The following is a 25,799-nucleotide window of genomic DNA, read 5'->3' as shown; positions in this document are numbered from 1 at the left end:
CCTACCCTACATGAGACGGCGGTCTTGAATGGCTTGCTGGTAGACCTCCTCCACCTGATCGGCCACGGTGGTCACGTCGTAGCGGTCCAGGAGCGTCAGCTGGTCGTGGCGCACATTCCGCCTCCAGGAGGGATCCCCTAAGGCCTGGGCAAGTCGCCGGGCCATCAGTTCGGGGGTGTTGGGCGAGTCGACGGGCACCAGAGCCCGTTCATCGCCCATCAGGGTGGACCGGTAGCCGGGATTGTCCCCAGCCAGCACCGGAGCCGTGCCCGAAGCGATGGCCTCCAAGAGGACGATGCCGAAGGATTCGCCCCCGGTGGAGGGAAAGACCGTCAGGTCGGAGGAGGCCAGGAGGGCAGGTTTGTCCTTCTCGTCCACAAAACCGGGGAAGGCCACCGGGGTGCGCAGGGCGGCGGCCTTTCGACGGCAATCCTCCAGCAGTGGACCCTTGCCGGCCATAGTCACATGCAGGCCTTCAGGCAGAATGCCGGCACGCTCCCCCGTCTGGAGGGCTGAAAGCAGGATCCCCGCCCCCTTGCGAGCCACGAACCGTCCCAGAAAGACCAGATGCGGTCCCTGGCCGTGTAGGCGCGCCACCTCCTGGTCGCCAGCGGCCTGACGAGCCTGGCGCAGGGCAGCCACGTCCACAGGGTTTGCCACCACCCTGCTGGACACACCGGCAGTCTGCCGGGCATAACTGGCCGCCACAGGCGAGACTGCGATGACCCTGTCGATGCGTCTATGGGTCCTTCGGTTGATCATCCCCAACAGCCGACCGCCCAGCAACTGCAGGTTTCCTGTGGGGGCAATGTGATAGGTGGCCACCAGGGCCGTTGCCGGATCTGCGGCACGGATGACCCGCCCTGCCAGGAAGGGGCTATAGGGGGCCTGGACGTGCAACAGGTCGAAGTGCCCGGCCTCCAGGACCCGGCGGATAGGCTCCTTGGGTGCAGGGAGTGGTATGCGCATCCTGTTGCCGTTGAAGGAGACCATGACGTTGCGGGACAGGGAGTGGACTCCGTCAACCGGCGGATGGGCGGTATGCCCGACCAGATACTGGACCCTGTGACCCCGCCTGCCCAGCTCCCGTCCCAGGATCAGAATGTGCTGCTGGACCCCGTCGAACACATCCAGGGTGTCATCGAAGACGAACCCGATGCTGAGCGTCACTGAGCGTCCTGGTCCGCTCCGGGCTCGGTCCCTGCGGCCAGCTGACGACCCTTCAAGGCCAGGGCCACCAGGTGCCGGTCAGCAGCCTCCCGCGCCTGCTGTTCATCGTTGCCCGAATCCAGATTATCCACATAAATGGTCTCCACCTGCGCAACCTGGCAGTACTTGAGGAAGGTCTGCCTACGCAGCTGGTTGTCCAAGGCCTCTCCGATGCCGCTGGACTGGTACCATCCCTTTTCCCCGCCGGTCAGCATGACGAGCTCCACCCGGCGCCCGGCCAGAGCCCCCGGGGTTCCATCAGCGTGGTAGGCGAAGCCCCGGCAGATGACCCGGTCGACGAAGCCCTTCATGATGGCCGGCATGCTGTACCAGTAGACGGGGAAGACCAGGGCCAGCACGTCCGCATCCTTGATGCGCTCCTGCATGGCCTGGGCATCCTCGGGCATGGGTCCCTGGCCCAGGTAGTGGGTCCTGTCCTCCATGCCGAAGACGGGATTGAACCCCTCGGCGCAAAGGTCGATCAACTCGGTGCGAGCCCCGCCCTCGGCCGCCCCGTCCAGCAGGGCGTTGCCTGCCGCATCGGTCAGACTCTTGGGTTCGGGGTTGGCCGTGACTGCCACGATCTTCATAGGGATTCACTCCTTACATTTCATTTCGCGCCTGCACCGACTGCGTGCAGACCCTTGCCATTGTCAGTCCTGGCAAGGACGGCAACGCTGGTTTGGCAAATGCTTGACACTGCTCTTAGGCCCATCTATGTTATTGGGTGGTCGGTAGGTGAAGCTACCGCATGGACAAGGCATGCTGCCGCAAAGTGGTGGAGACACCCCGCGCAGGTCAACAGTCCCCGTCGTGTCAAGGCAGGGACTAATGCAGGGCCAAACACCATGCGAAGCCGAAGCTTGAACGATGACAATGGTCGGCTCATGGCCGATCGCAACGCCGTCTTCGAGGCTGCCGACAGGGATGTTCCGCACCTTGAAGGGAGGCCATCGTGAATACTGTCGTACTGCCAGGAATGCTCCGTTCTCCATTGAACGACGACCGCAGCCAGGCATCGCGCTCCACCCGCATATGGACGGGCCTGGCCGTAGCCATAGGCGCCCTGGTTTTACTGGGGGCCCTGGCCTATCTGCTGCCCGCACTAGGTGCCCCCATTGGCCCGGCCGGCGTGCCCTCGCACGTCTCTACCGATCCGGCTAACCTGCCCTATTATGCGCTGCGCTCCCTCTTCCGCATGTTCACGGCCCTGATCATCTCCCTGGTCTTCGCCTTCCTCTACGGACTGGCCGCCGCGCGCTCCCGCCGCCTGGGCGCCGTGCTCATCCCCCTGCTGGACATCCTGCAGTCGGTGCCCGTCCTGGGCTTTCTGTCGGCCACCATCTCCATCTGGCTGGTCCTATTCCCCGGGTCCATCATGGGCGTGGAAGCGGCCTCCATTTTCGCCATCTTCACCAGCCAGGCCTGGAACATGGCCTTCTCCTTCTATAACTCCCTGACCAGCGAACCCGCCGACCTGGACGAGGCGGTGAGGCTGATGCGCCTGACCCGCTGGCAACGCTTCTGGAAGCTGGACGTGCCCAACTCCATGATTCCCCTGCTCTGGAACTGCATGATGAGCATGGGCGGCGGCTGGTTCTTCCTGACTGCCTCCGAGATGATCTCGGTCAACAACAGGACCCTGGCCCTGCCAGGCATCGGCTCCTTTGTGGAGGAGGCCACCGCCGAGCAGGACCTGGGCAAGGTGGGCCTGGCCATCCTGACCATGATCGTGGTGGTTCTGCTGATTGATTTCCTGCTCTGGAAGCCGCTGACCGCCTGGGCTGAGAAGTTCCGCTACACCAGCAGCCAGTCCACCGAGCCCCGGCGCAGCCTGGTGCTGACGGTCATCCGCCTGTCCGGGGTCAAGGACCTGTTGGGCCTGGTGGGCCACCCCTTGGCGGACATGCTGGATCGGATCACCCGCCCCCTGGGCCGCACTGGAGCGCGTTGGAGCCGTGGCGGCGGACGCAGGAGGGCAAGCGATCTGGTTTGGTGGGCCTGCCTGGCTCTGATCGGCCTGTGGGGTCTCTGGCAGCTGGACCGTATGGTCATCCATCCTCTGGGCCTGGGCGAGGTCGGGCACGTCTTCCAGCTAGGTTTGCTGACCTTCCTGCGAGTGCTGATCCTGATGGTGGTCTGCACCATCGTCTGGGTCCCGATAGGTGCTCTGATCGGCATGAATCCGCGCATCTCCCGCTACCTGCAGCCCTTGGTGCAGATCCTGGCCTCCTTCCCGGCCAACTTCATCTTCCCCTTCGTCACCATGGTTTTCATCATCTGGCGAATCGACATCAACTGGGGCAGCATCCTGCTTATGGCCCTGGGCACCCAGTGGTACATCCTCTTCAACGTCATCGCCGGGGCCTCGGCCATCCCCGACGACCTGCTGGAGATGTCGCGCAGTCTGGGACAGAACCGCTGGCAACGATGGAAGACCCTGATCCTACCGGCCCTGTTCGGCTCCTGGTGCACCGGCGGCATCACAGCGGCGGGCGGGGCCTGGAATGCCTCCATCGTCTCCGAGGTGGTCTCCTACGGCAAAACGGAACTGACGGCCCGGGGCCTGGGTGCCTACATAGCCCAGGTGACCGCCACCGGCGACACCCCCCGCATCATCCTTGGTGTGGCCGTCATGAGCATCTTCGTGGTCCTGGCCGACCGGTTCTTCTGGTCTCCCCTGCAATCACTGGCACAACGGCGCTATTCCCTGACATGAGAAGTCTGAAAGGTTCGACAATGACCAAGATCAATTCCAACGGGATCATCACGGCCGAGCACGTGACCAAGACCTACCAGTCCGACAAGGGCGCGGAGCTGACCGTCCTGGACAACATCGATTTCACCCTGCACGAGGGCGAGGTGGTGGCCATCCTGGGACGTTCCGGTGCTGGCAAGTCCACCCTGCTGCGCATCCTGGCCGGCCTGGTCCCGGCCAGCAAGGGCAGCGTCGAATACCGGGGCAAGCAGCTGGATGGGCCCAACCCCGGCGTGGCCCTGGTCTTCCAGAGCTTCGCCCTGATGCCCTGGCTGACCGTCAAGGACAACGTCGAGCTGGGCCTGCAGGCCCGTGGCGTGCCCAAGAAGGAGCGTGAGAAACTCTCCCTGGCCGCCATCGACGCCATCGGCCTGGACGGATTCGAGAGCGCCTACCCCAAGGAGCTCTCCGGCGGCATGCGCCAGCGCGTTGGCATCGCCCGGGCTCTGGTCCTCAAGCCGGACGCCCTCTTCATGGACGAGCCCTTCTCAGCCCTGGACGTGCTGACTGCCGAGAATCTTCGCCAGGAGGTCCTCAAGGTCTGGTCCGAGGAGGCGGGCAGCGTCAAGGCGGTCCTGATCGTCACCCACAACATCGAGGAGGCCGTGGAGATGGCCGACCGGGTCCTGGTCTTGGACTCGCATCCCGGCCGGGTCATCGCCAACGTGCCCATCAACCTGGACAGGCCTCGGGACAAGCAGTCCGACCTCTTCCAGTCCTGCGTGGACTACCTCTACTCCATCCTGACCGGCCAGCGCGACAGCGAGGACATCCGCCGCCGTCTGCAGACCAAGGTGCGCAACCGTCAGGCCGTTCGGGACTCGGTGCGGGGCGAGGAGACCGCCGAGCGCAACCTACCCGACGCCACCCCCGGCGGCCTGGCCGGTCTGGCCGATGTTATGGTCAACCAGCCCAACGGCATGGATCTGGCCGACCTGGCCGCCAAGCTCTCCTTCGAAGTGGACGACCTTTTCCCCCTGATCGACGCCGGACTCATGCTGGGCATCTTCCAGGCGGACAACGGGCACGTCAGGCTGACCGACCAGGGCCGGGCCTGGCACGATGCCGACATCCTGGAGAGCAAGGAGATGTTCTCACGCATGCTGATGGATCACGTTCCCCTGATCCGCATCATCGACCGGGCCCTGAAGAATAGTGACGACAAGAGTCTGCACGGCTCTCTTATCCTGGACCTGCTGCGGGCCCACCACTCGGACAAGGAGGCCGTCCAGCAGTTCGACACCGCCATCACCTGGGGCCGTTACGGCGAGCTCTTCGACTACGATGCCGACGACGACCGGCTGACGCTGGACCCGGAGAACCACACCGAGTGAGTAGTCGCGGCAGCTACGGTCCCCTTCCACTCCTAGAATGTGCTCCGGGCGATGGAACCCGCCCGGGGCTTGAGCTCCGAACCGCAAACTGCTGATAGTTCCTGCACCATGATTCGACGACCCCGTCTGCGGGCCGGGTGCAGGCGCATGCCATTCAGCCCGACCCTGCGGACGCTGATCCGTCGGGAACCGAGGCCTCCAATGACCAAACCCCCTACCGGACCTGACACGGCCACAACCCTGGTGGTGATGCTGGGCGGAACCCTGGGCACCGGCTGCCGGTACGCCCTGAGCCTGCTGCCGGGCCAGAGCGGCCCGCTGCATCCGGGAACCCTCTTGGCCAACCTAATCGCCTGCGCAGGCTACGCCCTGCTGACCGCCTTCCTGGCCGGGCTGCCCAAAAGCGCACACGCGCGCCAAAGGCAACTGACCAACAGGGGCCTGGGCATGGGCCTGTGCGGAGGGCTGTCGACCATGTCCACGCTCTCGCTGGAACTGATCCAAGGACTGTCGGGCGGTCAAGTCCGGGCAACCCTTGCCTACCTGCTGATCTCCTTTGCCGGAGGCCTGATGGTCTCCTGGGCCATGGCCGCGCTGGGAGCACGTCTGGCCGCACACATCCAGGCGGGTGTGCGATGACCATTGCATGTACATTGCTGATCTGCCTGTGCGGCGGCCTGGGTGCCGGACTTCGCTACCTGTTGGATACCCTGGTCAAGGCCCGCTGGCAGGTGTACCTGCCCCTCTCGACCATGATCATCAACCTGCTGGCCGGATTGGCTGCAGGACTGGTGGCCGCCCTGGCCGCCTTCCACGGACTGCCCGCCTGGGGACGGCTGCTGCTGGCCACAGGACTACTGGGCGGCTTCTCCACCTTCTCGACAGCGGTCAACGAAGTGTTGGCCCTGACCCGGCAGAGACGGCATCTGGCGGCTCTTGGCTATCTGGCAGCCTCAATGCTCCTGCCGCCCCTGCTGACAGCCCTGGGTTTCCTGCTGGCCGGACCGGGCATGTAGCAGATCCAGCCAGCAATCAAGGAGCTGCGGAACCTAGGCGCGAGCCGGTTCCGGACGACCCTGGGCGGAGTCGGCAGCAATCCCCAGACGGTCGTCATGCCGACGCCACCAGGCGGACAACACCGAGCCGGAGATGTTGTGCCAGACGCTGAAGAAGGTGGAGGGTATGGCCACAATCGGGTCGGCGGCAAAGGCCTGCAGGGCCAGGGTCGCGCCCAGTCCGGAATCCTGCATGCCCACCTCGAAGGTGATGGCCTTCTGCTGGGCGTAGCGGAACCCCTTGGGGTAGATGCGGTACATGAGCCGGCTGAAGAGGAAGCCCAGCCCGTACCCGCACAGGTTGTGGAGCATGACAACCGGCAGGACCAGGGCGGTGGCGGCTGTGAAGAGCTTGGCATGGTTGACGGAGACCACCACGCCGATGATGATCAGGATGGCGATCTGCGAGACCGCCGGCAGGGCCACGGTCACCTTCTGCACCTTCTCCTTGAAGAAGGCGTGGACGGCCAGGCCCAGGGCGATGGGGATCAGCACCACCTCAAGGGCGGTCAGGAAGAGCTGCTTGGTGGGGATGGCCACATACTGGCTGGCCAGCAGGTTCATCAGCATGGGGATCATGAAGGGCGCACACAGGGTGGAAAGCAGACCAATGGACACATCCAGGGCAACGTCGCCGCGCGACAGGTAGGACATGACGTTGGAGGAGGTCCCCGAGGGGCAGCAGCCCACCAGGATGACGCCCACAGCGATCATGCCGTCCAGCCGGAAGATGCGGCAGAGCAGCACGGCCAGCAGGGGCATGATCAGGTAATGGGCTATGGTGCCCACGATGACCATGAGCGGCATCTTGATAATTCGCTTGAAATCGTCCAGGCTCAGGGTCAGCCCCATGCCGAAGAGAATAATGCTCAGGAAGTAGTTGGTGTAGCTGCGGGCCCAAATGCTAATCTGCGGGACAAAGAAGTTGATGGCGGCCCAAACCAGGACCACCAGAATGAACCACTTAGTCAACCAGTCACTGAACCGCTGCACCTTTTGCATGATTCCTGACCACTTCCTCTCGATAGTTCTCTTTGTGGTAGAGCAAAATTAGAAAACCGAGGGCAGGCACGACCGAGAATGGCCACATTTTGGACGAGGATGTTCCGGTACCGACTGGAATTCAGTTGACCAGGACGGGCGTGCCGGTGGGCACGGACTTCATGATCCACAGGGCATCGGGCACCGTCAGCCTGATGCAGCCATGGGAGCTGGGTCGAATGCCCAACAAGTCAGCCTCCTCCTTTATGTAGCTGCCACTGGGATCAGTGGGAACCGAGTGGAAGAGGAAGACCCCGTGGTTCAGAAAGCTGGTGTAGTAGCGGGCGCCTATCCCCTCGTTGGGGTTGTAGAAGTGGTCGCCGCGCTCGGCCTGGATGCGGAAGCTGCCCCTGGGCGTGGAGTCATCCATACCTGTCGAGGCATACATGGTGTAGAGCAGTTGAGACCCATCACGCACGTAGACCCGCTGATCCTGAAGGCTGACCTCCAAGGAGATGCCAGGGTGGGCCGCAGGATCCGGGTAATCGACCTGCTGCGAAGGCTTGAGCCAATCGACAGGCTGAGTGGAGGAACCATCAGGGTCTGTCTTCTGAACCTTTGTTTGCTTCTTTGCCGCTGATGAAGAGGAGGACTTGGATTTGCTGGGATGATGCGCCTTGGGAAATTGTCTCACCGAAACGGTTGATGCGCTAGAAGTGCTCGCATCTGCCGATCGTTCTGCATGAGCCGCATCCACCGGCTGGAACAGATTGTCGACCAAAACTGTCAGCAGCAGCGTCAACAGGGCGGTCGTCACTACCACAGGCGTGCGGCGTACAGGGTCCAGCAGCCAACGGAGCATGGCAAGCACACGCCGCTTAAGGTGTTTGCTATCCAATCCCCAGACAGCCATCTACTTCCCTTTCGTCGCCATTGAACGAACCTGTTTGCACAGTTCATTTTAGCGACAGAAGAAACCAGGACGGCCTCAGCCTTTCAGCACCTGCCTGGCCCAGTCCTCCAGCAGGTCGCAGACCAGGGCAGTCTGCTCGATCTGGACATTGTGGCCGGCCCGGTCCAGCACCGAGTAGGAGGCCCGGGGGAAGCGGCAGGCCAGGTCAAACTGATCCAAGTAGCCTACACGGTCGTCCTGGCGGCCGCAGACGAAGAGCACCGGGGCTATGAACCCGGACCAAACCTGGTCGAAGTCCAGATCCAACTGGTAGTACTTCTCCATTCGAGCCACCGTATCGGCATCGGCCGAACGAATGCCGGGCATGATGGTGCGTTGGTAGGCTTCCAAGTGCCCCCGGGACTCCACCACTGCCATCTGCCGGTAAGCATGCCTGGTGAACTCGTCCGCGTCGGCCAGGCCCTGGTCGTCATGGACCAGCACCTGACGTGAGGGCAGGCGCCTGTGGGCGGTCACCGGGTCGACCACCGAGGAGAGCAGGGCCATCCCCCGGCAGCGGTCCAACCGCCCGGCGGCGGCATGGCGGCTGAGCAGCCCACCTAGGGAGTTGCCCACTAGAGCGAAGGGGCCGCCTTCGCTGAAAATGTCCACCTGGTCATCCAGCCACCGAGCCAAACCGTCCAGGTCGAGGATGGACGGGTCGGGTGGCGTGCGGCCAAAGCCGGGCTGGTCCAGGTAGATCCGCTCAAAGCCGCCCACCCGTTCGAAAACGGGGTCCAAGTCATCGAAGATGTGGTGATCCACACCTGACCCGTGTACAAAAATCAGCGGCAGCCCATGACCCCGGCGAATGGCGAACCCGGGCCTGGTGCTCACTTCTTGGCACCGGAGGGGATGCCGGTCTTGAACTCCACGATGTCGCCGTCCTGCATGACATAGTCCTTGCCCTCAAGGCGCATCTTGCCCTCCTCGCGCACCTTGGCGTAGGACCCGTCGGCGGCCACGAAGTCGTCGTAGGAGACCACCTCGGCCTTGATGAAGCCCTTCTCGAAATCGGTGTGGATGACCCCGGCGGCCTGGGGGGCGGTCCAGCCCTTGTGAATCTGCCAGGCGCGCACCTCCTTGACCCCGGCGGTCAGGAAGGTCTGCAGACCAAGAATGTCAAAGCCCACCCGGGCCAGCTGGTCCAGGCCGGACTCCTTGAGCCCGGCATCGGTCAGCATCTCGCGGGCATCCGCCTCGTCAAGCTCGGTCAGCTCGGACTCGAACTGAGCGTTGAGGAAGATGGCAGGCGCGGGAGCCACTGAGTCAGCCAGCTGCTTTTTCATATCCTCATTCTGCAGTTCGTCGTCATCCACGTTGAAGACGTAGATGAAGGGCTTGGCGGTCATCAGATGCAGGTCGTAGAGCACATCCTTGTCGATGTCCCCGGCCTGGGCCGCCTGGTCGATGGTCCGCCCCTGTCCAAGAATCTCCTTGGCCTTGCGGACGGTGTCCAGGTAGGCGGGCTTGATCTTGCCCCCACGCTGATCCTTCTCCAGCTTGGGCAGGGCCTTGTCGATGGTCTGCATGTCGGCCAGAATCAGCTCGGTGTTGATGGTGTCGATGTCGTCGGCCGGATCCACCTTGCCATTGACGTGGACAATGTCGTCGTCATTGAAAGCGCGGACCACCTCGCAGATGGCGTCGGCCTCGCGGATGTTGGCCAAGAACTGGTTGCCCAGCCCTTCCCCCTCCGAGGCCCCCTTGACGATGCCGGCGATGTCCACGAAGGTGACCGTAGCGGGCACGATTTTGTCCGTGTGGACCAGCTTGGCCAGAACAGGCAGCCGGTCGTCGGGCAGGGGCACGATGCCAGTGTTGGGCTCTATGGTGGCGAAGGGGTAGTTCTCCGCCAGAACGTTGTTGCGGGTGAGGGCGTTGAAGAGTGTGGACTTGCCAACGTTGGGCAGCCCGACGATTCCTATGGTTAACGACATATCCACCAGTCTATTGCCCGGACTGCCCCGGCGTGGCTCCCCATAGAGCGGCAGGCTCAGTCACCGCGCTCCACCGCATCAATAGCCTCAATAACCGCTCCACGGAAGCCGTGCTTCTCCAAGGATGCAACACCCTTGATTGTGGTTCCGCCCGGTGAGCAGACCGCGTCCTTCATGGCCCCGGGGTTGGTGCCGGTGGCCAGGTAGAGGGCTCCAGTCCCCTCCACCATTCGCGCCGCCAGCCGGTAGGCCGCCTGCCTGGGCAGCCCATGCTCCACCCCAGCGTCAGCCAGAGCCTCCATATACATGGCCGTGTAGGCGGGCGCACATCCGGCGATGGTCGTCCCCACCGAGACCAGCTCACGGGGCAGGCGCACGATCATGGCCACCGGGTCAAAGACCTGGGTGAAGAGCTCCCGTTGCTGGTCGGTCAGGGTATCGTCCTCCTGAGTGACCAGAATCCCCTGCCCCACTGAAATGGGGGTGTTGGGGATGGCGCAGATCAGGTGGGTGCCCTCCTCCAGGATGTCGGCATAGTCCTCAAGGGTCATGCCGCCCACCACGGACAGGACCATGCGGTCCGGATCAGCCAGCTCATGGCGGATGGGCTCGCAGACCTGGGCCACCTGCCCCGGCTTGACGGCCAGAATCACAAGGTCGGCAGCCGCGGCCACCTCGGTGCCGGAGTGCATGGGCCGCACACCTAGCTGAGCCGTCCGCTCCACTAGCCGGTCATAGTGGGCTGCGCAAGCCACAATCCGGCCGCCGGGCAGCACACCCGCGTCGACAAGCCCCTGGGCCATGGCTTGGGCCATGTTGCCGTATCCGATGAATCCAAGAGTCAATGAGTCCGTGTTCATGTTCTCAAGTCTAGCCGCGCGCCGGGAAGAGCCCCTCCAGATCGCCGCGCTCCAGGGCCAGCCTGTAGAGGTGGGCGAAGACCCTGTCCCCGTGCAGGCCGTCGTGCTCGAACTCGTTGGTCACCCAGGCATGGGCGTGGCCCACACGCGAGAGGGTGTCCAGCTGGAGCTCGGAGGGCACGTAGAGGTCGTCGGCGTAGACCACGGCCTGTAGGGGAACCTGATTGTCAGCCAGACGGTCGGGATCGTACAGGTGGCCCCAGGAGCCCTCCTCCATGAGCAGGCTGACCGCCGGACCGAAGGGACGCAGGGCGGACTCCTGCTCGAACATCCAAGGGAAGATCGCCTCCCCGGTGAACATGAGCGGTCGGTCAGCAGTATCGAATTCGGGTCGGGCATCGCGCACCCGCTGCCCTGCCCAGTGCAGGGGGCCGCAGTCCCCGTCGGCGTAGATAAACTCTTGCAAGGGCCAGTAGAGCGGGCTGACCGAGGTAGCCGCCCGCACGCCTTCCAGGAAGGTCTGCGAGAGGGTGGCTCGGGAGCTGCTAGCTCCGGAAGCGGGCAGGCTGCCGTCGCCGTCCAGGAAGGCCGTGTCCAACAGCCAGTGGAGACGTTCGAACCCGCCGCTCTTGCCCAGGTCGACGCCCAGGGTCTGCAGTCGCTCCACGCTCAAAGGGTCGCCGCCGGGCAGGACCACATCACCCTGGGCCAGCCGGTCGGCAATGGCCGCCACACGGTCTTGGTCCCTCGGATATCGCTGGTAGAAGGCCCGGGACCGCTGAGCCATTTTGGTGAAGGTATGAGAGAAGAGCTCGTAGGCATCAGTGGGGATATGAGGCACGCCCCCGGCGGTGAAGGCCGCAGCCAGCCCCTGGGGGAAGTTCGACAGGTAGGCCAAGGTCAGGTAGCCGCCGAAGCTCTGTCCCAAGGCCACCCAGGGACGGCCAGCGAAGACCGTGCGACGCAGGTGCTCGAAGTCCCGGATGATGGAGTCCGCCAGAAAATACTTCAGATAATCGGCCTGAGCACGGGGCTCTTCTAGGGCTGCCATGGTGGTTCCGTCGATGGCGCTGGACCGGCCTGTACCCCGCTGGTCGGGCAGAACAATGCGGAAGTGGCGCAGGGCCTCGGCCATCCACCCGTCGGCAACGGCGCTCAGCGGCCGTGGAGCCCCATACCCGGGTCCGCCTTGCAAATAAACCAGCAGCGGCAGGTCGTCGTTCAAGTGCTCAGGGGCGCAGACCACGCGGTAGAAGCAGCGGAGGACCGCCTGATCTGCATTATCTTCAGCTCGCCAGACGCCAGGTTCACTGCCCGCCCAGTCCAGGGGAACGGGGATGGACCCCTCACTCACGTAGAGTCCCGGCAGATAGTATCCCTGGTTGGTCATACCCTGGCTCCTTTCCTATAGGTCAGTCGGGTTCATTGTCGCCGGGCGGTTGGACCTGGATTGTGTGTTGTCTGTGGGCTGGGTGGTAGGGTGAGAGGCAGGGGACGTCGGGAAGCCGGCTGGCTTCCTCTATGATTCGCGCAATCTGTTGCGCGGACTGGCGTTGAGGCATTGGTAGCTTCCCGACAGGAAGAACCTTATTCTGCAAGCGGCGTTTGCCCTGCTTGGTGTTCGGTGAAGGGGTTTCGGTTTCATGCATCTGGGTACCCGGCTGCGTCGCATCCTGGCGATGATGACCGTCCTGATCAGCCTGCTGGCAGGCCTGGGCGTCGCATCCGCCCAAGAGGACGCTCCCATCCCCTCCGGGGAAGGGGGTCGTCAGACCCCTCGCGCAGCTGACGGAACCTCCGCCTCTCTCCACAGCAACGCAACAGACACTCCACTGTCCTCACCATCGCCGATACAAACCACCACACCATTAAGCCCCACGCCCAGCACCCTGTCGTCGACGGCGGGCACGCCTGACAGCACAGCCCCCGCTCCGGCTGAATCGGCCGACAAGACGGAAGATCAGGCTTCGCACACGGTGCTTTTCGACCCGGCCGACAGCAGCAAGCCCACCCATGCGAGCGTGAAGACCGGCACCCTCGCTGCTGCCCCGCAACAGAATCCACAGCGTGAGGGCTTCCGGTTCGAGGGTTGGACGCTTGACGGCCGGCCCTATGATTTCCAAACCCCCGTCCTCCAGGACACGACCCTGAAAGCCCGGTGGACGAAGGTCACGGACTGGACGCTGAGCCCGGATCACGGGCCCGCCACAGGGGCGCGGCTGACCATCAGCCCGCCCGACAGGCAGGAACCTCAAATCGCCAGCATCCAAGCCGCAGGAAACCAGATTGCCGGCCTGACCGGCGACGGCCGCATCTACACCTGGACGCAGGACAGCACACCTGTGCAATTTCCTCTCCCCACCCATGCTGCCGACGGGTTCCGCTACCTGCAGGCCGCAGCCGGCAGCCACCGGCAGGCCGCCTTGGGATCCGACCAGCGGATCTACACCTGGAACAGCGGTCAAGCGACGCCCACGATCCTCGACACCGGACAGGACACCAAATTCACCAGCATCGGCATGAACGATAATCGACTCCTGGCCGTGGACCAGCAGGGACAGGCCCACGCCTATCAGACCAGGGATGCCGGCAGCCAGGAGCCGAACCCGAAATTCACAAAACAAGCCGAGACCAGCCTGCCCGGAAAGGCGCAGGCCGTGACCGCCATCGCCTCCCCCGGCCGGATCCTCATCGTGGACGCTGACGGGCAGGCCTGGACCTGGGAGACGGCCAATACCGGAAGCGCCAAGCCCGCGCGCATCAAGCAGGACCCGGGAATGCGCATCATCCAGGCCCATGCCCTCAACCAGGGGTTCCTCCTCCTGGACACGGAAAGGCGGATCCGTTACCTGGCCGACAACACGACCAGTCCCACAGCCGTCAACCTGCCGGCAAACATAAAAACCAACTCGATTACAGCCAATGATAGCCAGGCCGTTATCACCGACACGGAGGGCCACGTATGGTCCTGGCAGCCCGGCGAAGCACCCATGCGCGCGGACGACGGGAACAAGCGGTATATGCAGGCCGCAAGCACCGGCAGCAGGATCACCGCCATTGACCGGCAAGGCAGCATGTTCACGTGGGACGTGGACGGGCAGGGACAGCCCGGCAAGCCAGCAAGAGTCAGCACCACCACAGCGTCCATCCTGGAGTCAGCCAGCCTGAACGGCCAGCCGCTCAATCTCACTAAGAACAACGACGCCTGGCAGACAGACATGCCCGCCAGCAAGCCGGGACCAACCACTGTTCTCATCGTCGGCAGACAGGACGGCCAACCCTTCACCAAAAACCTCAACTACACGGTCGACCAGCCGCTGACACGAGGCGCCGAACCAAGATCCACGTTCACGGTCCACTTCGATACGGGCGGGGGAAACCCCGAACCAGCAGACCAGAACGTCTCCACTCCAAACGGCAGGGTGAAACGACCCTCCCCCGACCCTGCGCGTGAAGGCTACCTGTTCGACGGATGGTTCACCGGGGAAGTCGCCTACGACTTCAGCAAGCCCGTCACCAAGAGCCTCACCCTCACCGCCAGATGGACATTCAAAGACCCCGACAACACGTGGAAAATCAACCCCGACCAGGGTAGCCGCCTCGGCAACGAAACCACCACCATCACCCCGCCAGACACCAGCCGAGGCATTAGGTTCACCCAGGTCAGCGGATCAATGTACGACAGTTCGATCAGCTATGGCTTTTCATTGGCTGTGGGCAGCGACGGCAACGCCTGGGCATGGGGAAGCAACTACTATGGCCAGCTCGGCATCGACAAGCCCGACCAGCGGAACACGCCCGCCCCGGTGCCGAAGCCTGCAGACACACCTATGGATTTCACCTACGTGCAGGTCAGCGCCGGAAGTCGGCATTCGCTGGCCCTGGGCAGCGACGGCAACGCCTACGCATGGGGAGAAAACAGCAAAGGCCAGATCGGCGACGGGACGGACAACACTTCCCCCCGGACGACACCGGTCAAAGTGAAGAAGCCTGCAGGCACGCCCGCGGACTTCACCTACACACAGGTCAGCGGCGGAGCCTATCATTCGCTGGCCCTGGGCAGCGACGGCAACGCCTACGCATGGGGACATAACTACTCCGGCCAGATCGGCGACGGGACGACAACCCGCCGGACTACGCCGGTCAAAGTGAAGAAGCCTGCAGGCACGCCCGCGGACTTCACCTACACACAGGTCAGCGCCGGAGTCTATTATTCGCTGGCCCTGGGCAGCGACGGCAACGCCTACGCATGGGGAGAAAACGACAAAGGCCAGATCGGCGACGGGACGACAACCCGCCGGACTACGCCGGTCAAAGTCATGTCGCCTGCAGACACGCCCGCGGACTTCACCTACACACAGGTCAGCGCCGGAGGCTATCATGCGCTGGCCGTGGGCAGCGACGGCAACGCCTACGCATGGGGATATAACGACACTGGCCAGATCGGCGACGGGACGACAACCCGCCGGACTACGCCGGTCAAAGTCATGTCGCCTGCAGACACTCCCGCGGACTTCACCTACACACAGGTCAGCGGCGGGAACAATTATTCGCTGGCCGTGGGCAGCGACGGCAACGCCTACGCATGGGGGTCCAACCAGAAGGGCGTGCTCGGCATCAACATCGCCATCTGGTGGGGTGACACGAATCCTGCTCCTATGCGCGTGCGCGACCCCTCCAGCCCCAAGGACAAGAGCAAAGGACTGCAAGCCGAACAGGTCAGCGCCGGATACCAGCATTCGCTAGCCGTAGGCAGCGACGGCAACGCCTACGCATGGGGGGACAACGAGAATGGCCAGCTCGGCAACGACAGCATTCCCACAGGGCAATATAACAGTAAAGCTCAGAATCCTGCTCCTGTGCCGGTGTCGTTCAACCTGCAGCTGGTGATCACCGGGGTCAGATTCGACCAGACCCCCGCATCAGGGCTGACGCGCGGCGATGGCAGCAGCGTGACCGTGACGACGTCCGCACACGCGCCGGGCACGGTCACGGTCAACGTGGACTACACGCTGGGCGGCGCACCCAAAACGCCGGACACCTCCCTCCAATACACGTACCTTCCCGCAGGTGTGCTCCCCAATGCTGGGGGGGAAGGCATCCTGCTCGCCCTGGCCACCGGCATGACCGGCATGGGCGGGGTCCTGGCATCACGCCGCCACCGGAGGGAAACACATAGTCTCTCACTTGCTTCGCACGGGTGAGAACGGCCGGGGGCGGCGTATCAATCCCCACGCCCCCGGCCCATATATGGGGAGCGGGGAGGAAAAGTGTCACTTAAGGCTCAAACCCCAAGAGAGCCAACACTTCCCTCCCGCGCCTCACCACACTTCCGCAGGCGGAAACCGAGGGCAGGCATGCACGCCCCCGCCCCTGCCTGGCAGAGGAGGAAACACGGCCAGGTCGGTCAGGAGGCTTAACAGCCCCCAGCCAGCCCGGCCGCTGTTCATCTCCCTACCCCAGCATACTCGCGCAAACAACAGCCTCATCCTCGAGCATTCAGCCTCGCCCGCCTTCACTCATAGCCAAGCCTTGACGGGCCATGCTGTAAAAGTTGCGGTATCGTTACCGCACTGATATAACTGAAGGCTGTCAGAACCGTTCGCCTGCCCATGGCGGCGGTCAGGCAACCGCCGAGGTAGGCAGTCCGGCCCGGCGGCCGACCACTTCGACGAAAGGCCATGATGGCGTACGCGACGATCAGGGATGTGGCCCAACGGGCCGGTGTCTCCGTATCGACGGTCTCCCGAGCCCTTAACGACTCCGGGCGCATCTCCCCTGCCACTCGACAGCGCATCAACCAGGTCATCCACGACCTGCACTATGTGCCGGACTCCCGAGCCCGATCCATGCACTCCGCCCACTCGCGCACCATCGGCCTGCTCATCCCCGACATCCGCAACTCCTACTTCGCAGACCTGGCCTATCTGATCCAGGGCCAGCTGCTCAACCACGGCTTCCAGACCCTGATCTGCACCTCAATCCAGGGCGACCCAGGCGAAGACCGGGCCCAGGTGCGCAATCTGCTGGGCCAGCACATTGACGGAGCCATCATCGTGCCCGGGCCGCGTTCCTCACATACTCTGGAAGAGCTGACCAGACGCGGACTGCCCCTGGTCTGCGTGGACCGTGCCGCCGAGGGTGCCGCCGGTCGCGACGGGCGGACCATCCCCTGCGTGGACGCCGACCCCGAACCCGGCCTGCGGCAGGCCCTTGAGGATCTGCACACCCGGGGCCACCGACGCATCACCCTGGTGCCCGGCCCTCTCAAAGCATCGGCCACCTTCCAGGAACGCCTGGACGTCTACCGGAACCTGCTGGCAGGCATCGAGGGCATGGACGACCCCCTGGCCGACCAGGTAGAGCCCGGGACCTTCGACCCCGACATGATCCACCTCTGGGCCCGGCAGGGAATCACCGGGGTGCTCTTCGGATCCTCCCTGGAGGCCATACGCGCCATCAAAACGACCCAGTCCCGAGGAATCAGCATCGGCGAGGACCTGTCCATGATCACCTTCGACGACCTGCCCGTCTTCCGCATCCTGACCCCGGCAGTGTCGACCATCTCCCAGCAGGTCGACACCATGGGCATCCGCTGCGTGGACATGCTCCTGGCTCTGATGGCAGGCTCGCCCGTGCGGTCGGTCCGGTTGCAGACCAGCTACCGCCACTGCGCCTCGGTGGGGCGCCCGCCCGCGCACACCGGCCAGGATCCCTGAACCTGTCACAGTGTGATCATCAAGGCGGACAAGCTCATCAAGGAACGGAGAAACATGATTCAAGATATGGCGGCGGCATCTGACCAGGTGCTCAAGGGATTGGATACCATCAAGGGATCCATCTCGGTGGTCGGGTCCATGAATGCGGACTACACCGTCAACACCGACCGGCTGCCCAAGCCCGGCGAGACCATCAACGGGGGTCCCCTGCAGGTGCTGCCCGGGGGCAAGTCGGCCAACCAGGCGGCGACCGCGGCCCGCATCGGCGCTCAGGTACGGCTCTTCGGGGCCGTCGGATCCGACTCAAACGCCGACTTTCTGCTGGGGCAGCTGGGCAACGCCGGGGTGGATGTCTCCCATGTGATGACCGTTCCAGGAGCCAGCGGGACCACAGTCATCACCGTGGATGCGCGTGGTGAGAACACCATCGTCTACTCCCCCGGCTCCAACGGCAAGGTGGATGTGGACTACGCCCACCGCTCCCGCCAGGCCCTGACCTCGGCCAAGGTGCTGGGCTTGTGCCTGGAGAGCCCCATCGAGACGGTCACCGAGGCCGCGCGCATGGGCCACGAGGCCGACATGACCGTGCTGCTCAACGACTCCCCCTTCCGCGCCGACCTGCCCACCGACCTGATCGCCAACTCCGACCTGATCCTGGTCAACGAGCATGAGATGGCCCAGCTGCTGGGCATCGACGAGCCCGAGGACGGCGACTGGCTGGGGGCCGACTGGGACCGGATCAACCAGACCATGCAGGACTTCGGCTTCCATCGGGCCATCGTCACCCTGGGCGGCGAGGGGTCCATGGTGCTGGACCATGGCCAGACCTACCGGATTCACGCCGTGCATGTGGACGCCGTGGACACCACTGGCTGCGGGGATGCCTTCATGGGCACCGTGCTGGCCGGCCTGGCCTCCGACATGACCCTGGTGCAGGCCGCCCAGCTGGCCTCCTACGTCTCCGCCTACGCTGCCACCGGGCAGGGGGCGCAGGCCTCCTACGGCACGGCCGAGCAGATTAGGCTACGTTTCTCCTGAGTCTGGGCGTTCGTGGTCGGAGCCATCAAGGTCGAGCCATCGGAATCCTGACCACCGGGGTCTTGTAACCAGGGTCCGCTGGTCAGGGTCCAACGATTAGACAGGTAGAGCGCTGCTGACTCCCTCCCCTGCGTTGTCAGGCCGATGAACCGTTGCGAAAAATGCACGACGATTCGTCGGCCTGACTGGTATCTGTGCGATAGAGGCTGGATGGATGAATATGGGATGCATACTTGTTGCCAGTTGAGTGCAAATGTGGAATTTAGACTCATTGCCAACTGAGAGCAAGTCCTAAATCCGCTTTTGTTGCCAACTGAATTCAAGCACTGAATCTGTTCTTATCGCCAGTGTTAAATACATCTTACAACTGCTCCGGCTCATCCACCTTGCGACAGCCTGGGACCACGTTTGACCTCATCATCCCTCGGACTGATGGCACCTCCCGCTGTCCCCGAATATTGTTGATTCCATGAACACAGTCAGTCAAACAGCGCAGCGACCAATCACCAGGTCCAATAATCGAATGCTACTGACTGACGCCCTCTTCGCCATCCTTTTGTTTCTGCTGGTGAGCGGCTCCAGCGCCAATCTACGAGATGGGGCCCTGATCCCCTTGCAGGAAAACCTGATCCTGATGTGGACGGTCCTGCTCATAGCCCCTGTCGTTATCCGTCGCCGATTCCCGAACGTAGCAGCCGGGCTCTTCGTCGCTGTGGCTCTGGCTCAGCTCCTGTTGGGACCTGCCATCATGCTCTCCGACGCAGTCTGCCTGGTGATGGTCTATTCCTGTCTGCTCTACGGACGTCCATCCTGGCGCCGACTCTATCTGACTGTGGCCTGGGTCATGACGCCCCTATCCTGCCTTATCTTCACATTGGTCGATTTGGGGTTTCTGCCTCCAGGCAAGACGTGGCCGGACCACATCTCAATGTTGCCGACCTCATTCAAAGATCTGGCAATCACCTTCCTATCGAATTTACTGATCGAGGGGCTTCTGCTACTCATAGCCATCGTTGCAGCCTACTGGACGCGGACCAGAAGGGATGCCATTGATGAGGCCCGGCGACGCAACCACGCCTTGGCCCTGCAGGCAGAGCAAAGCGCGGCCCTGTCTGCCAGCGCTGAGCGGGCCCGCATAGCGCGTGACATGCACGATGTAGTCGCCCACACTCTGTCCATTGTCATTGTGCAGGCAGATGCCGGCAGGTACGCAGCCACTGCCGATGCGCACCTTGCTCTTAAGACCATGCGCACCATCGATCAAGAGAGCCGTCGCGCCCTACGTGAGCTGAGCTCGCTCTTCGGCAAACTCAAGACTCCAACCAACCCTGCACCCGAAACCAGCCAAAAGACAGCTGATTCTCTTCCAGGCCAACACTCTTCTTCCCCACCACCAACGGACCCAGCCCATATTCAGCCGCCTGACCAATCTCAAGCAACTGCCCAAACGAATTCCGCTAGTCAATCCGCGAACGCTCATAATCTGAATCCAGCCGGAACAGATTGCACTCAGCCGAGCCAAGCCAGCGACCATCTTCACACAATCAAAGAGATTCCAGCTGCCAACACTGCCAAGGCCAACATGGATACGGCCAACAATGCGCGTACCTGTCCCTCGGTTACCACCTCTTCAAACAATCCGCCGACCAGCTATAAATCATGGTCAGACCTGATAGATGCCGCCCGACTTGCTCAGCCGAAATCCCAATTCAGCCGACGCATTAAAGGCCGACCATGCCCAGAAAAGCTGGATCGCAGCCGCGCCATAACTGCTTACCGGGTCCTGCAAGAAGCATTGACCAATGTTCGCAAGCATGCCGCTCCGGCTTCGGCTGTGCTAGTTGAAGAACAGTGGCTCACGGACGGTTTGTGTCTAACCATTGACGACCGCCCATTTGACCATGCCTCTACCAATTCAGATTCTCCGCCGCAGATGGAGCGACCTGCGCATTCAGGTTTCGGTCTTTTAGGGATGCGCGAACGACTGACTTCTCTTGGAGGCGACCTTCAAACAGGTTCCGAACCAGAAGGCGGTTACCACCTCCAAGCGTGGATTCCTTTTGCCACTCCGCCAAAATCAGACTCTGAAGCGGAGATACGTGCCAATCGACAAGCTCAATGGTCCCTGCGCTCGATTGTCTCCACGCTCTTCGTCTGGTTTCAACGCCATCCATTGACGGCCGACCTGGGTTTGGTAATCGGACTAGTACTGGTAGAGAATCCAGGTCAAGCTCTTGCTATAGCACCTGTCACGCGACAATATGATCCGGGCCGACCAGTAAGGATCATCGCCACGCTAGGTATTGCTTTGCCCCTGATTGTGCGCAGGGTCCGTCCCGGCATTTGCGCCGCTATAGTGTCTGCAGTTGCCACCCTGCTGCTGCTCTTCTCGCCCTGGCTGCCAGAAGCTGCAGTCTTATCCCCAGTCGCCGTCTATTCAGCAATGGTTTACGGCAAATACACCACCAGGCGGTGGGCTCCGTTGGCGGTCATCACGGATACGGTTTTATGGGCTGTCAGATGTGTAGCCAATAACCAAGGGTGCCCAACCATTCTGGCCTACATGATAGAAGGCCCGGCAGAATCATCTTTCTCTGAATCCCATTTAACACTTTTCATAGTGATGGCCGCACCGGCCTTGATCTGTCTGCTGACCATGCTGATTGCCTCACGCCGACGTACTCGTGGTTCAGTCCTGCTCCTACAGCAGGAACGCGAGCGCGCGCTAAACCAGACCCTGCAGGAAAGCCAGGCTCTGGCAGCCAATCAAGAGCGCGAACTCATTGGCTCTACCATGCAGGTAGAAGTGGCTGCAACCCTGAATACAGTTATTGCATCCACTACCAAAGCCATCTCCGAGTTGAACCATTATCAAGTCAAGGGGGTGAACCCTCCCCCAGAGCAGGTAGCGCAAGCCTTCGGCGACATTGCTTCTCAAGGACGCCAGGCCCTGGCTCGCATGCGACAACTGCTCACCGTCCTGCGTCACAGTTCCAGCACCGGTTTGCGCTCAAACATTGACACTGCCGATTCCCCAAACAAGAGCCTCAACTCAGACAGGAACCATATTGGCGAGCCCACCCGTAAAAACCCACATATACCGGCTCTTCACCCAGCCAAACCCCTGCCAGTAGATCTTGATGATCAGCTTGACAACTATTCGCAACAATCGCAACAGGATAAGGAACCAGAGCATGCCCAATCAGACCAACAGGACCACCCAGACTCCAGGCGTGAGCGTTCTTGATGATGAGCATCTCCTATGGATAGCAAACAGGAAAATGACCGTGTCAGGTAATCAGCACAATCGAAAAATTGAGCACTCCATGAATCGCGAACTCGAAGATTAGCCACTCCGGGAATCGATTGCTGACGAGCATAACTTCACCAGTTGAAAGTCTCTCCGACGACAGTCACTTAGCCAACAATTACTCAATCAGCAATCAATCAGACAGCGATTACCCTGGCTCCAAATTAAATCCAGTTGTAATTTCAAGCAACACTCAACTCAGATAAAATCGGATGGTGGCGCTGGCCACCATATAGCGGAAAGAAGCAGGCAGTCATGGAACGGACCGAACCCATCAGCGTTGCCATCGTGGACGACCAGGATCTGGTCCGAGCTGGCTTTGCCATGGTCATCGGCTCCCAGGATGACATGACCGTGGTCGGCCAAGGCGCGGACGGCGAGCAAGCAGTGGATCTGGCTTCACGCCTGCGGCCCGATGTGATCCTCATGGATGTCCGCATGCCCGGCATGGATGGTTTGACAGCCACCCGCCGTATCACTGCTTTGTCACCTGACCGCCCCGAGCCCAGGGTCATTGTGCTAACCACCTTCGATCTTGACGAATACGTCATGGCGGCTATAAAAGCCGGCGCATCAGGATTTCTGCTCAAGGATACCGAGCCTGAAACCCTCCTGACCTCCATCCGTACAGTTCACCAGGGCAATGCGATCATCGCTCCTTCGGCTACAAAACGCCTGATCGAACATATGGCCCATGACATGCCTGCGACCAGGTCCATGCCATCGGGATCGATCTATCGCGATCCCGAGGCGGACCTGCTCACTGATCGTGAGCTGCAGGTCCTGGTTCACATAGCCCAGGGCCTGAGCAACCAGGAGATCGCCGACAATCTGGGGATCTCACTGCCCACAGTGAAAACTCATGTAACTCACATTCTTCAGAAGATCAATGCCCGCGACCGCGTCCAGGCGGTGGTCTTCGCTTACGAAAACCACCTGGTATGAACCCGGCCGTCAGGCGGTATCAATCGTCGCTGAGCGCCTCAATAGGTGAAACCTTGACTGCCTCCCTGGCTGGCAGCACACTGGCTACCACAGCAGCCAGCAAGGCCACTGGCAGTATCAGCGCAAAAGCCGACCATGGTACGGTAAAGGTCACGGACCCTAAAGGCACAAAGACCTGATAAGCTCCTATCCACCCGAATAGCGTTCCTAGAACGATTCCAGCCAGACTGGCTCCTAGGGCAATCATGCAGGCCTCGACTCCCAAGGATCGGCGAACCTGGACGCTGCTCATGCCGATTGCCCTGAGTGTGGCAGTCTCACGACGGCGCTCCAGCACCGACATCATCAAAGTATTGGAGACCCCTATCAGGGCGATAATGACGGCAACGCCCAGCAATGCCACCATGATTGCCAACAAGGAATCAATTCTTTCACCCCATATCCTCTTCTGCGTCAGCCCTCCGCTCATAGCCATGTCGTCATGCTCTCCAACAGCCTGACGTATGTCATCCAAGAGCAGTGCAGCATCGCGATCTCCCTGCGTCCTGATCCAGATTTCATGCGTCTTGGTGTCAATCCCGGCAACATTTTGAGAGTCCGTGATTGCATAGACGCCACTGGTATCCAGCCCGCCGAATCCGGCAAAGACCCCAGTCAATGTTCTTCTTGCGTCTGCCTCTTTTCCACGTTCATCGTCCGCCTGAGGATCAGCTATCAACAACTTCAACTGACTTCCATCCCGGTAACCGGAATGCTTGGAAATCGTTCTGGTCGACACCAACAACGCATCAGACCTTTGCATACCTGGACCCAGAGTGGCATGGAGCACACGCCTAATCCGTGAAGCATCCAAGGCATAGACAGTCATGGAATCTTGTGAGGGGCCTCCTGACTCGACCTCAGCATTGAACCGCTGCACAAGCTCTGCATCAGCAACACCTTCGATACGCTCAATGGCCCGCACATTATTCTTGTTCAGCCCCTGACCGGATATTTCAATATCCAAGGAATAACGCTGATCAATATCCTTGGCCAAGGTCCGTTTAGTGGTTACCGCACCTGTAGCCAGAGTGGAGACCAAGGTTACGCCGATCAGCAGAGCAACACCTGTGGCAGCGACTCGTGAGGGATTTCGAGCGATATTCGCCACTCCGACCCTGCAAGATGGTCCAATCCGGGACACAGGTCCACCCAAGCAACGCAGAAGAGCCGGAATCCATCGACGCGCACCCATCAGGGCACCCAGGAAAATAAGCAAAACACCCAATACCGCAAGACCTAGCAATAATTCCTGCTGATTACTGGTCTGGACTGTATCGCCAGAGTTTGTCCTGACCAGCTCTGTGATGCGCCAAGAGGACCAGATCACGAATACCAAGCCGCCGACTGCCAGCAGGATGCTGATCCACAAACCGGTCCGCTTCCTGCTGCCTTGTTCCTGATGATCCACTGGTTGCAGGGCTTCAAGCGGTCTGACCCTGATAGCCGTACGAGTAGACCCAAAGGCAGCCACCAAGGTTGCCAGAACGCCGAGCACAAACGGAACCAGAAGGGCTGTAGGTGTAAGCAGAAGTTCAAGCTTCATGGTGCCCGAATGCAAACCAAGGCAACCGGCAAGGCCCATCAATCCCATAGCCAAAAAGATGCCGACCAGGGAAGATATAACGCCAAGGAACAGGGCCTGCTGCAACACGCCTGCCCTGATTTGCCATCGATCAGCACCAATAACCCTCAGCAGGGCCAGATACCTGCGCTGTCTGGCCACCATGATCTGGAAGGTGTTGGCAATCACCAAGGTAGCCACCACCATGGCCAGCACACCGAAAGTCATGAGGAAAACAGTCATGATGTTCACACCATTGCCGGTCTGCTCACTGAGCAGTCTGTCCTCCATGGCACGACGGTCCTCCAGCTGGTATCCGTCGGGAACGTATCGACTGATATTTTGCAGAGTGTTCTGGAGTTCCTTGCCTTGTCCATCAACCTGAAGATAGATGTTTCCTACAGGAAGGGACTCCGGCCCAACCATTCCCGCCATACTCAGCAGGCGTTCAATCCGAGAACCCGTCAGCACCACAGCTCCGCCGAAATCGTCGTACTTTCCCCCATGGCTCTTGCTGATGCCTGAGATGGTCAAGTCCACAGTGCCTCGGTCGACAAGGCGTTCTTTACTTGAAGAATCCTGAGCACTATCACTACCTGGCAGCATCAGCGGGGACAGATGGAGGCGCACCTTATCGCCCAGACCAACCTGGAGCCTGTTGGCGACGGAATGCGGCAGCACAACCTGATCGTCTGAATCAGGCCATTGCCCCCGAGCCAGATCGACAGGCATAAGCTCCTGCCTGGCACTCACAATGGCCAGAATTCCCTTGCTGGACTGACCGTTTGCTTCCGTATCCACCATAAGGTCGGCATCAGGGCGCAAACCACTAACACCGCGCAGTTTCGACAGCCCTTTGCCATCGAATTCGTCGAGCAGGATCGGCTTGTCCTGATCCCTTCTGGATGTCACAGCATAGTTGGCTTGACCTGCATCCATGCTGATTTCGCGACGCATGGAGGCATTCGCCACGTTGCCAAAAAGAAGCGTCAGGCACATAAAGAGGGTGCCGATAACGATGGCCAGACCAGCCGGCATCATCATACGTGCATCGCGCTTCATCATCGTACGAGTTATCCGCCACACAATGCACCC

18 protein-coding genes and 2 riboswitches are annotated in these 25,799 nt (G+C 61.6%); of the genes, 9 read left to right on the top strand and 9 right to left on the bottom strand.

The features are described from left to right. Window positions 1-6: 6 nt before the first annotated feature. Window positions 7-1,170: a glycosyltransferase family 4 protein gene (locus H3T90_RS00230; RefSeq protein ID WP_198229187.1), complete on the bottom strand. Its 1,164-nt coding sequence runs from the start codon at window positions 1,168-1,170 to the stop codon at window positions 7-9. Then, window positions 1,167-1,799, bottom strand: coding sequence for an NAD(P)H-dependent oxidoreductase (locus tag H3T90_RS00225; RefSeq protein WP_198229185.1), 633 nt, complete (start codon window positions 1,797-1,799; stop codon window positions 1,167-1,169). Before H3T90_RS00225 ends, H3T90_RS00230 begins: the two co-directional genes overlap by 4 nt. A 133-nt stretch (window positions 1,800-1,932) precedes the next feature. Then, window positions 1,933-2,091, top strand: a riboswitch (M-box (ykoK) riboswitch). Between the two features lie 97 nt (window positions 2,092-2,188). On the opposite strand from H3T90_RS00225, the gene H3T90_RS00220 reads away from it, so the two are divergent. The 4 genes from H3T90_RS00220 to H3T90_RS00205 all read left to right on the top strand — a co-directional run bounded on the left by H3T90_RS00220 (window position 2,189) and on the right by H3T90_RS00205 (window position 6,317). Next, window positions 2,189-3,928, top strand: coding sequence for an ABC transporter permease (locus H3T90_RS00220; protein WP_181415140.1), 1,740 nt, complete (start codon window positions 2,189-2,191; stop codon window positions 3,926-3,928). Continuing rightward, complete coding sequence (locus tag H3T90_RS00215) at window positions 3,925-5,301, top strand: ABC transporter ATP-binding protein (RefSeq protein ID WP_181415100.1); 1,377 nt, start codon at window positions 3,925-3,927, stop codon at window positions 5,299-5,301. The genes H3T90_RS00220 and H3T90_RS00215 overlap by 4 nt, the downstream gene beginning before the upstream one ends. A gap of 38 nt (window positions 5,302-5,339) precedes the next feature. Then, window positions 5,340-5,412: riboswitch (Fluoride riboswitch) on the top strand. Between the two features lie 90 nt (window positions 5,413-5,502). Continuing rightward, window positions 5,503-5,940: a FluC/FEX family fluoride channel gene (locus tag H3T90_RS00210; protein ID WP_198208442.1), complete on the top strand. Its 438-nt coding sequence runs from the start codon at window positions 5,503-5,505 to the stop codon at window positions 5,938-5,940. Next, entirely contained in the window at window positions 5,937-6,317 is a 381-nt protein-coding gene (locus H3T90_RS00205) for a fluoride efflux transporter FluC (RefSeq protein ID WP_198208441.1), read from the top strand. The genes H3T90_RS00210 and H3T90_RS00205 overlap by 4 nt, the downstream gene beginning before the upstream one ends. Window positions 6,318-6,350: 33 nt before the next feature. On the opposite strand, the gene H3T90_RS00200 is transcribed toward H3T90_RS00205, so the two are convergent. The 6 genes from H3T90_RS00200 to H3T90_RS00175 form a co-directional block, all read right to left on the bottom strand. Continuing rightward, window positions 6,351-7,358 (bottom strand): bile acid:sodium symporter family protein, encoded by a 1,008-nt coding sequence (locus tag H3T90_RS00200; RefSeq protein WP_046323037.1) that lies wholly within the window; start codon window positions 7,356-7,358, stop codon window positions 6,351-6,353. Between the two features lie 121 nt (window positions 7,359-7,479). Then, a complete protein-coding gene (locus H3T90_RS00195) occupies window positions 7,480-8,250 on the bottom strand; it encodes a L,D-transpeptidase (RefSeq protein ID WP_082097757.1) in 771 nt (256 codons plus the stop codon). Window positions 8,251-8,325: 75 nt separating this feature from the next. Continuing rightward, window positions 8,326-9,126, bottom strand: a complete 801-nt coding sequence (locus tag H3T90_RS00190; protein WP_144177226.1) for an alpha/beta fold hydrolase — start codon at window positions 9,124-9,126, stop codon at window positions 8,326-8,328. Further along, window positions 9,123-10,229: a redox-regulated ATPase YchF gene (gene ychF / locus H3T90_RS00185; protein ID WP_144177228.1), complete on the bottom strand. Its 1,107-nt coding sequence runs from the start codon at window positions 10,227-10,229 to the stop codon at window positions 9,123-9,125. The genes H3T90_RS00190 and ychF overlap by 4 nt, the downstream gene beginning before the upstream one ends. A 56-nt stretch (window positions 10,230-10,285) precedes the next feature. Continuing rightward, window positions 10,286-11,089 (bottom strand): pyrroline-5-carboxylate reductase, encoded by an 804-nt coding sequence (proC, locus tag H3T90_RS00180; RefSeq protein WP_144177230.1) that lies wholly within the window; start codon window positions 11,087-11,089, stop codon window positions 10,286-10,288. Window positions 11,090-11,099: 10 nt separating this feature from the next. After that, the gene (locus H3T90_RS00175) at window positions 11,100-12,479 is read right to left on the bottom strand and encodes an alpha/beta fold hydrolase (protein WP_144177232.1); all 1,380 of its coding nucleotides are present in this window, start codon (window positions 12,477-12,479) and stop codon (window positions 11,100-11,102) included. 253 nt (window positions 12,480-12,732) lie between these two features. Here H3T90_RS00175 and H3T90_RS00170 point away from each other — a divergent pair, with 253 nt between their 5' ends. The 5 genes from H3T90_RS00170 (at window position 12,733) to H3T90_RS00150 (ending at window position 23,101) form a co-directional block, all read left to right on the top strand. Continuing rightward, a complete protein-coding gene (locus H3T90_RS00170; RefSeq protein ID WP_144177234.1) occupies window positions 12,733-16,293 on the top strand; it encodes an RCC1 domain-containing protein in 3,561 nt (1,186 codons plus the stop codon). A 477-nt stretch (window positions 16,294-16,770) separates the two neighbouring features. Further along, entirely contained in the window at window positions 16,771-17,808 is a 1,038-nt protein-coding gene (locus H3T90_RS00165; protein WP_144177236.1) for a LacI family DNA-binding transcriptional regulator, read from the top strand. Window positions 17,809-17,862: 54 nt separating this feature from the next. Further along, complete coding sequence (locus H3T90_RS00160; protein WP_144177238.1) at window positions 17,863-18,846, top strand: ribokinase; 984 nt, start codon at window positions 17,863-17,865, stop codon at window positions 18,844-18,846. Between the two features lie 523 nt (window positions 18,847-19,369). Continuing rightward, window positions 19,370-22,093 (top strand): sensor histidine kinase, encoded by a 2,724-nt coding sequence (locus H3T90_RS00155; RefSeq protein ID WP_198229183.1) that lies wholly within the window; start codon window positions 19,370-19,372, stop codon window positions 22,091-22,093. Between the two features lie 318 nt (window positions 22,094-22,411). Beyond that, window positions 22,412-23,101, top strand: a complete 690-nt coding sequence (locus tag H3T90_RS00150) for a response regulator (protein ID WP_144177242.1) — start codon at window positions 22,412-22,414, stop codon at window positions 23,099-23,101. 19 nt (window positions 23,102-23,120) lie between these two features. Here the strand turns inward: H3T90_RS00150 and H3T90_RS00145 are convergent, their stop codons facing one another. Then, window positions 23,121-25,790: an ABC transporter permease gene (locus tag H3T90_RS00145; protein WP_198229181.1), complete on the bottom strand. Its 2,670-nt coding sequence runs from the start codon at window positions 25,788-25,790 to the stop codon at window positions 23,121-23,123. Window positions 25,791-25,799 lie beyond the last annotated feature (9 nt).

Origin of the sequence: Bifidobacterium polysaccharolyticum (genome assembly GCF_016101585.1) — a bacterium.
In the GTDB taxonomy this organism is placed as follows: domain Bacteria; phylum Actinomycetota; class Actinomycetes; order Actinomycetales; family Bifidobacteriaceae; genus Bombiscardovia; species Bombiscardovia polysaccharolytica.
This window is presented reverse-complemented; position numbering and strand designations above follow the sequence as displayed.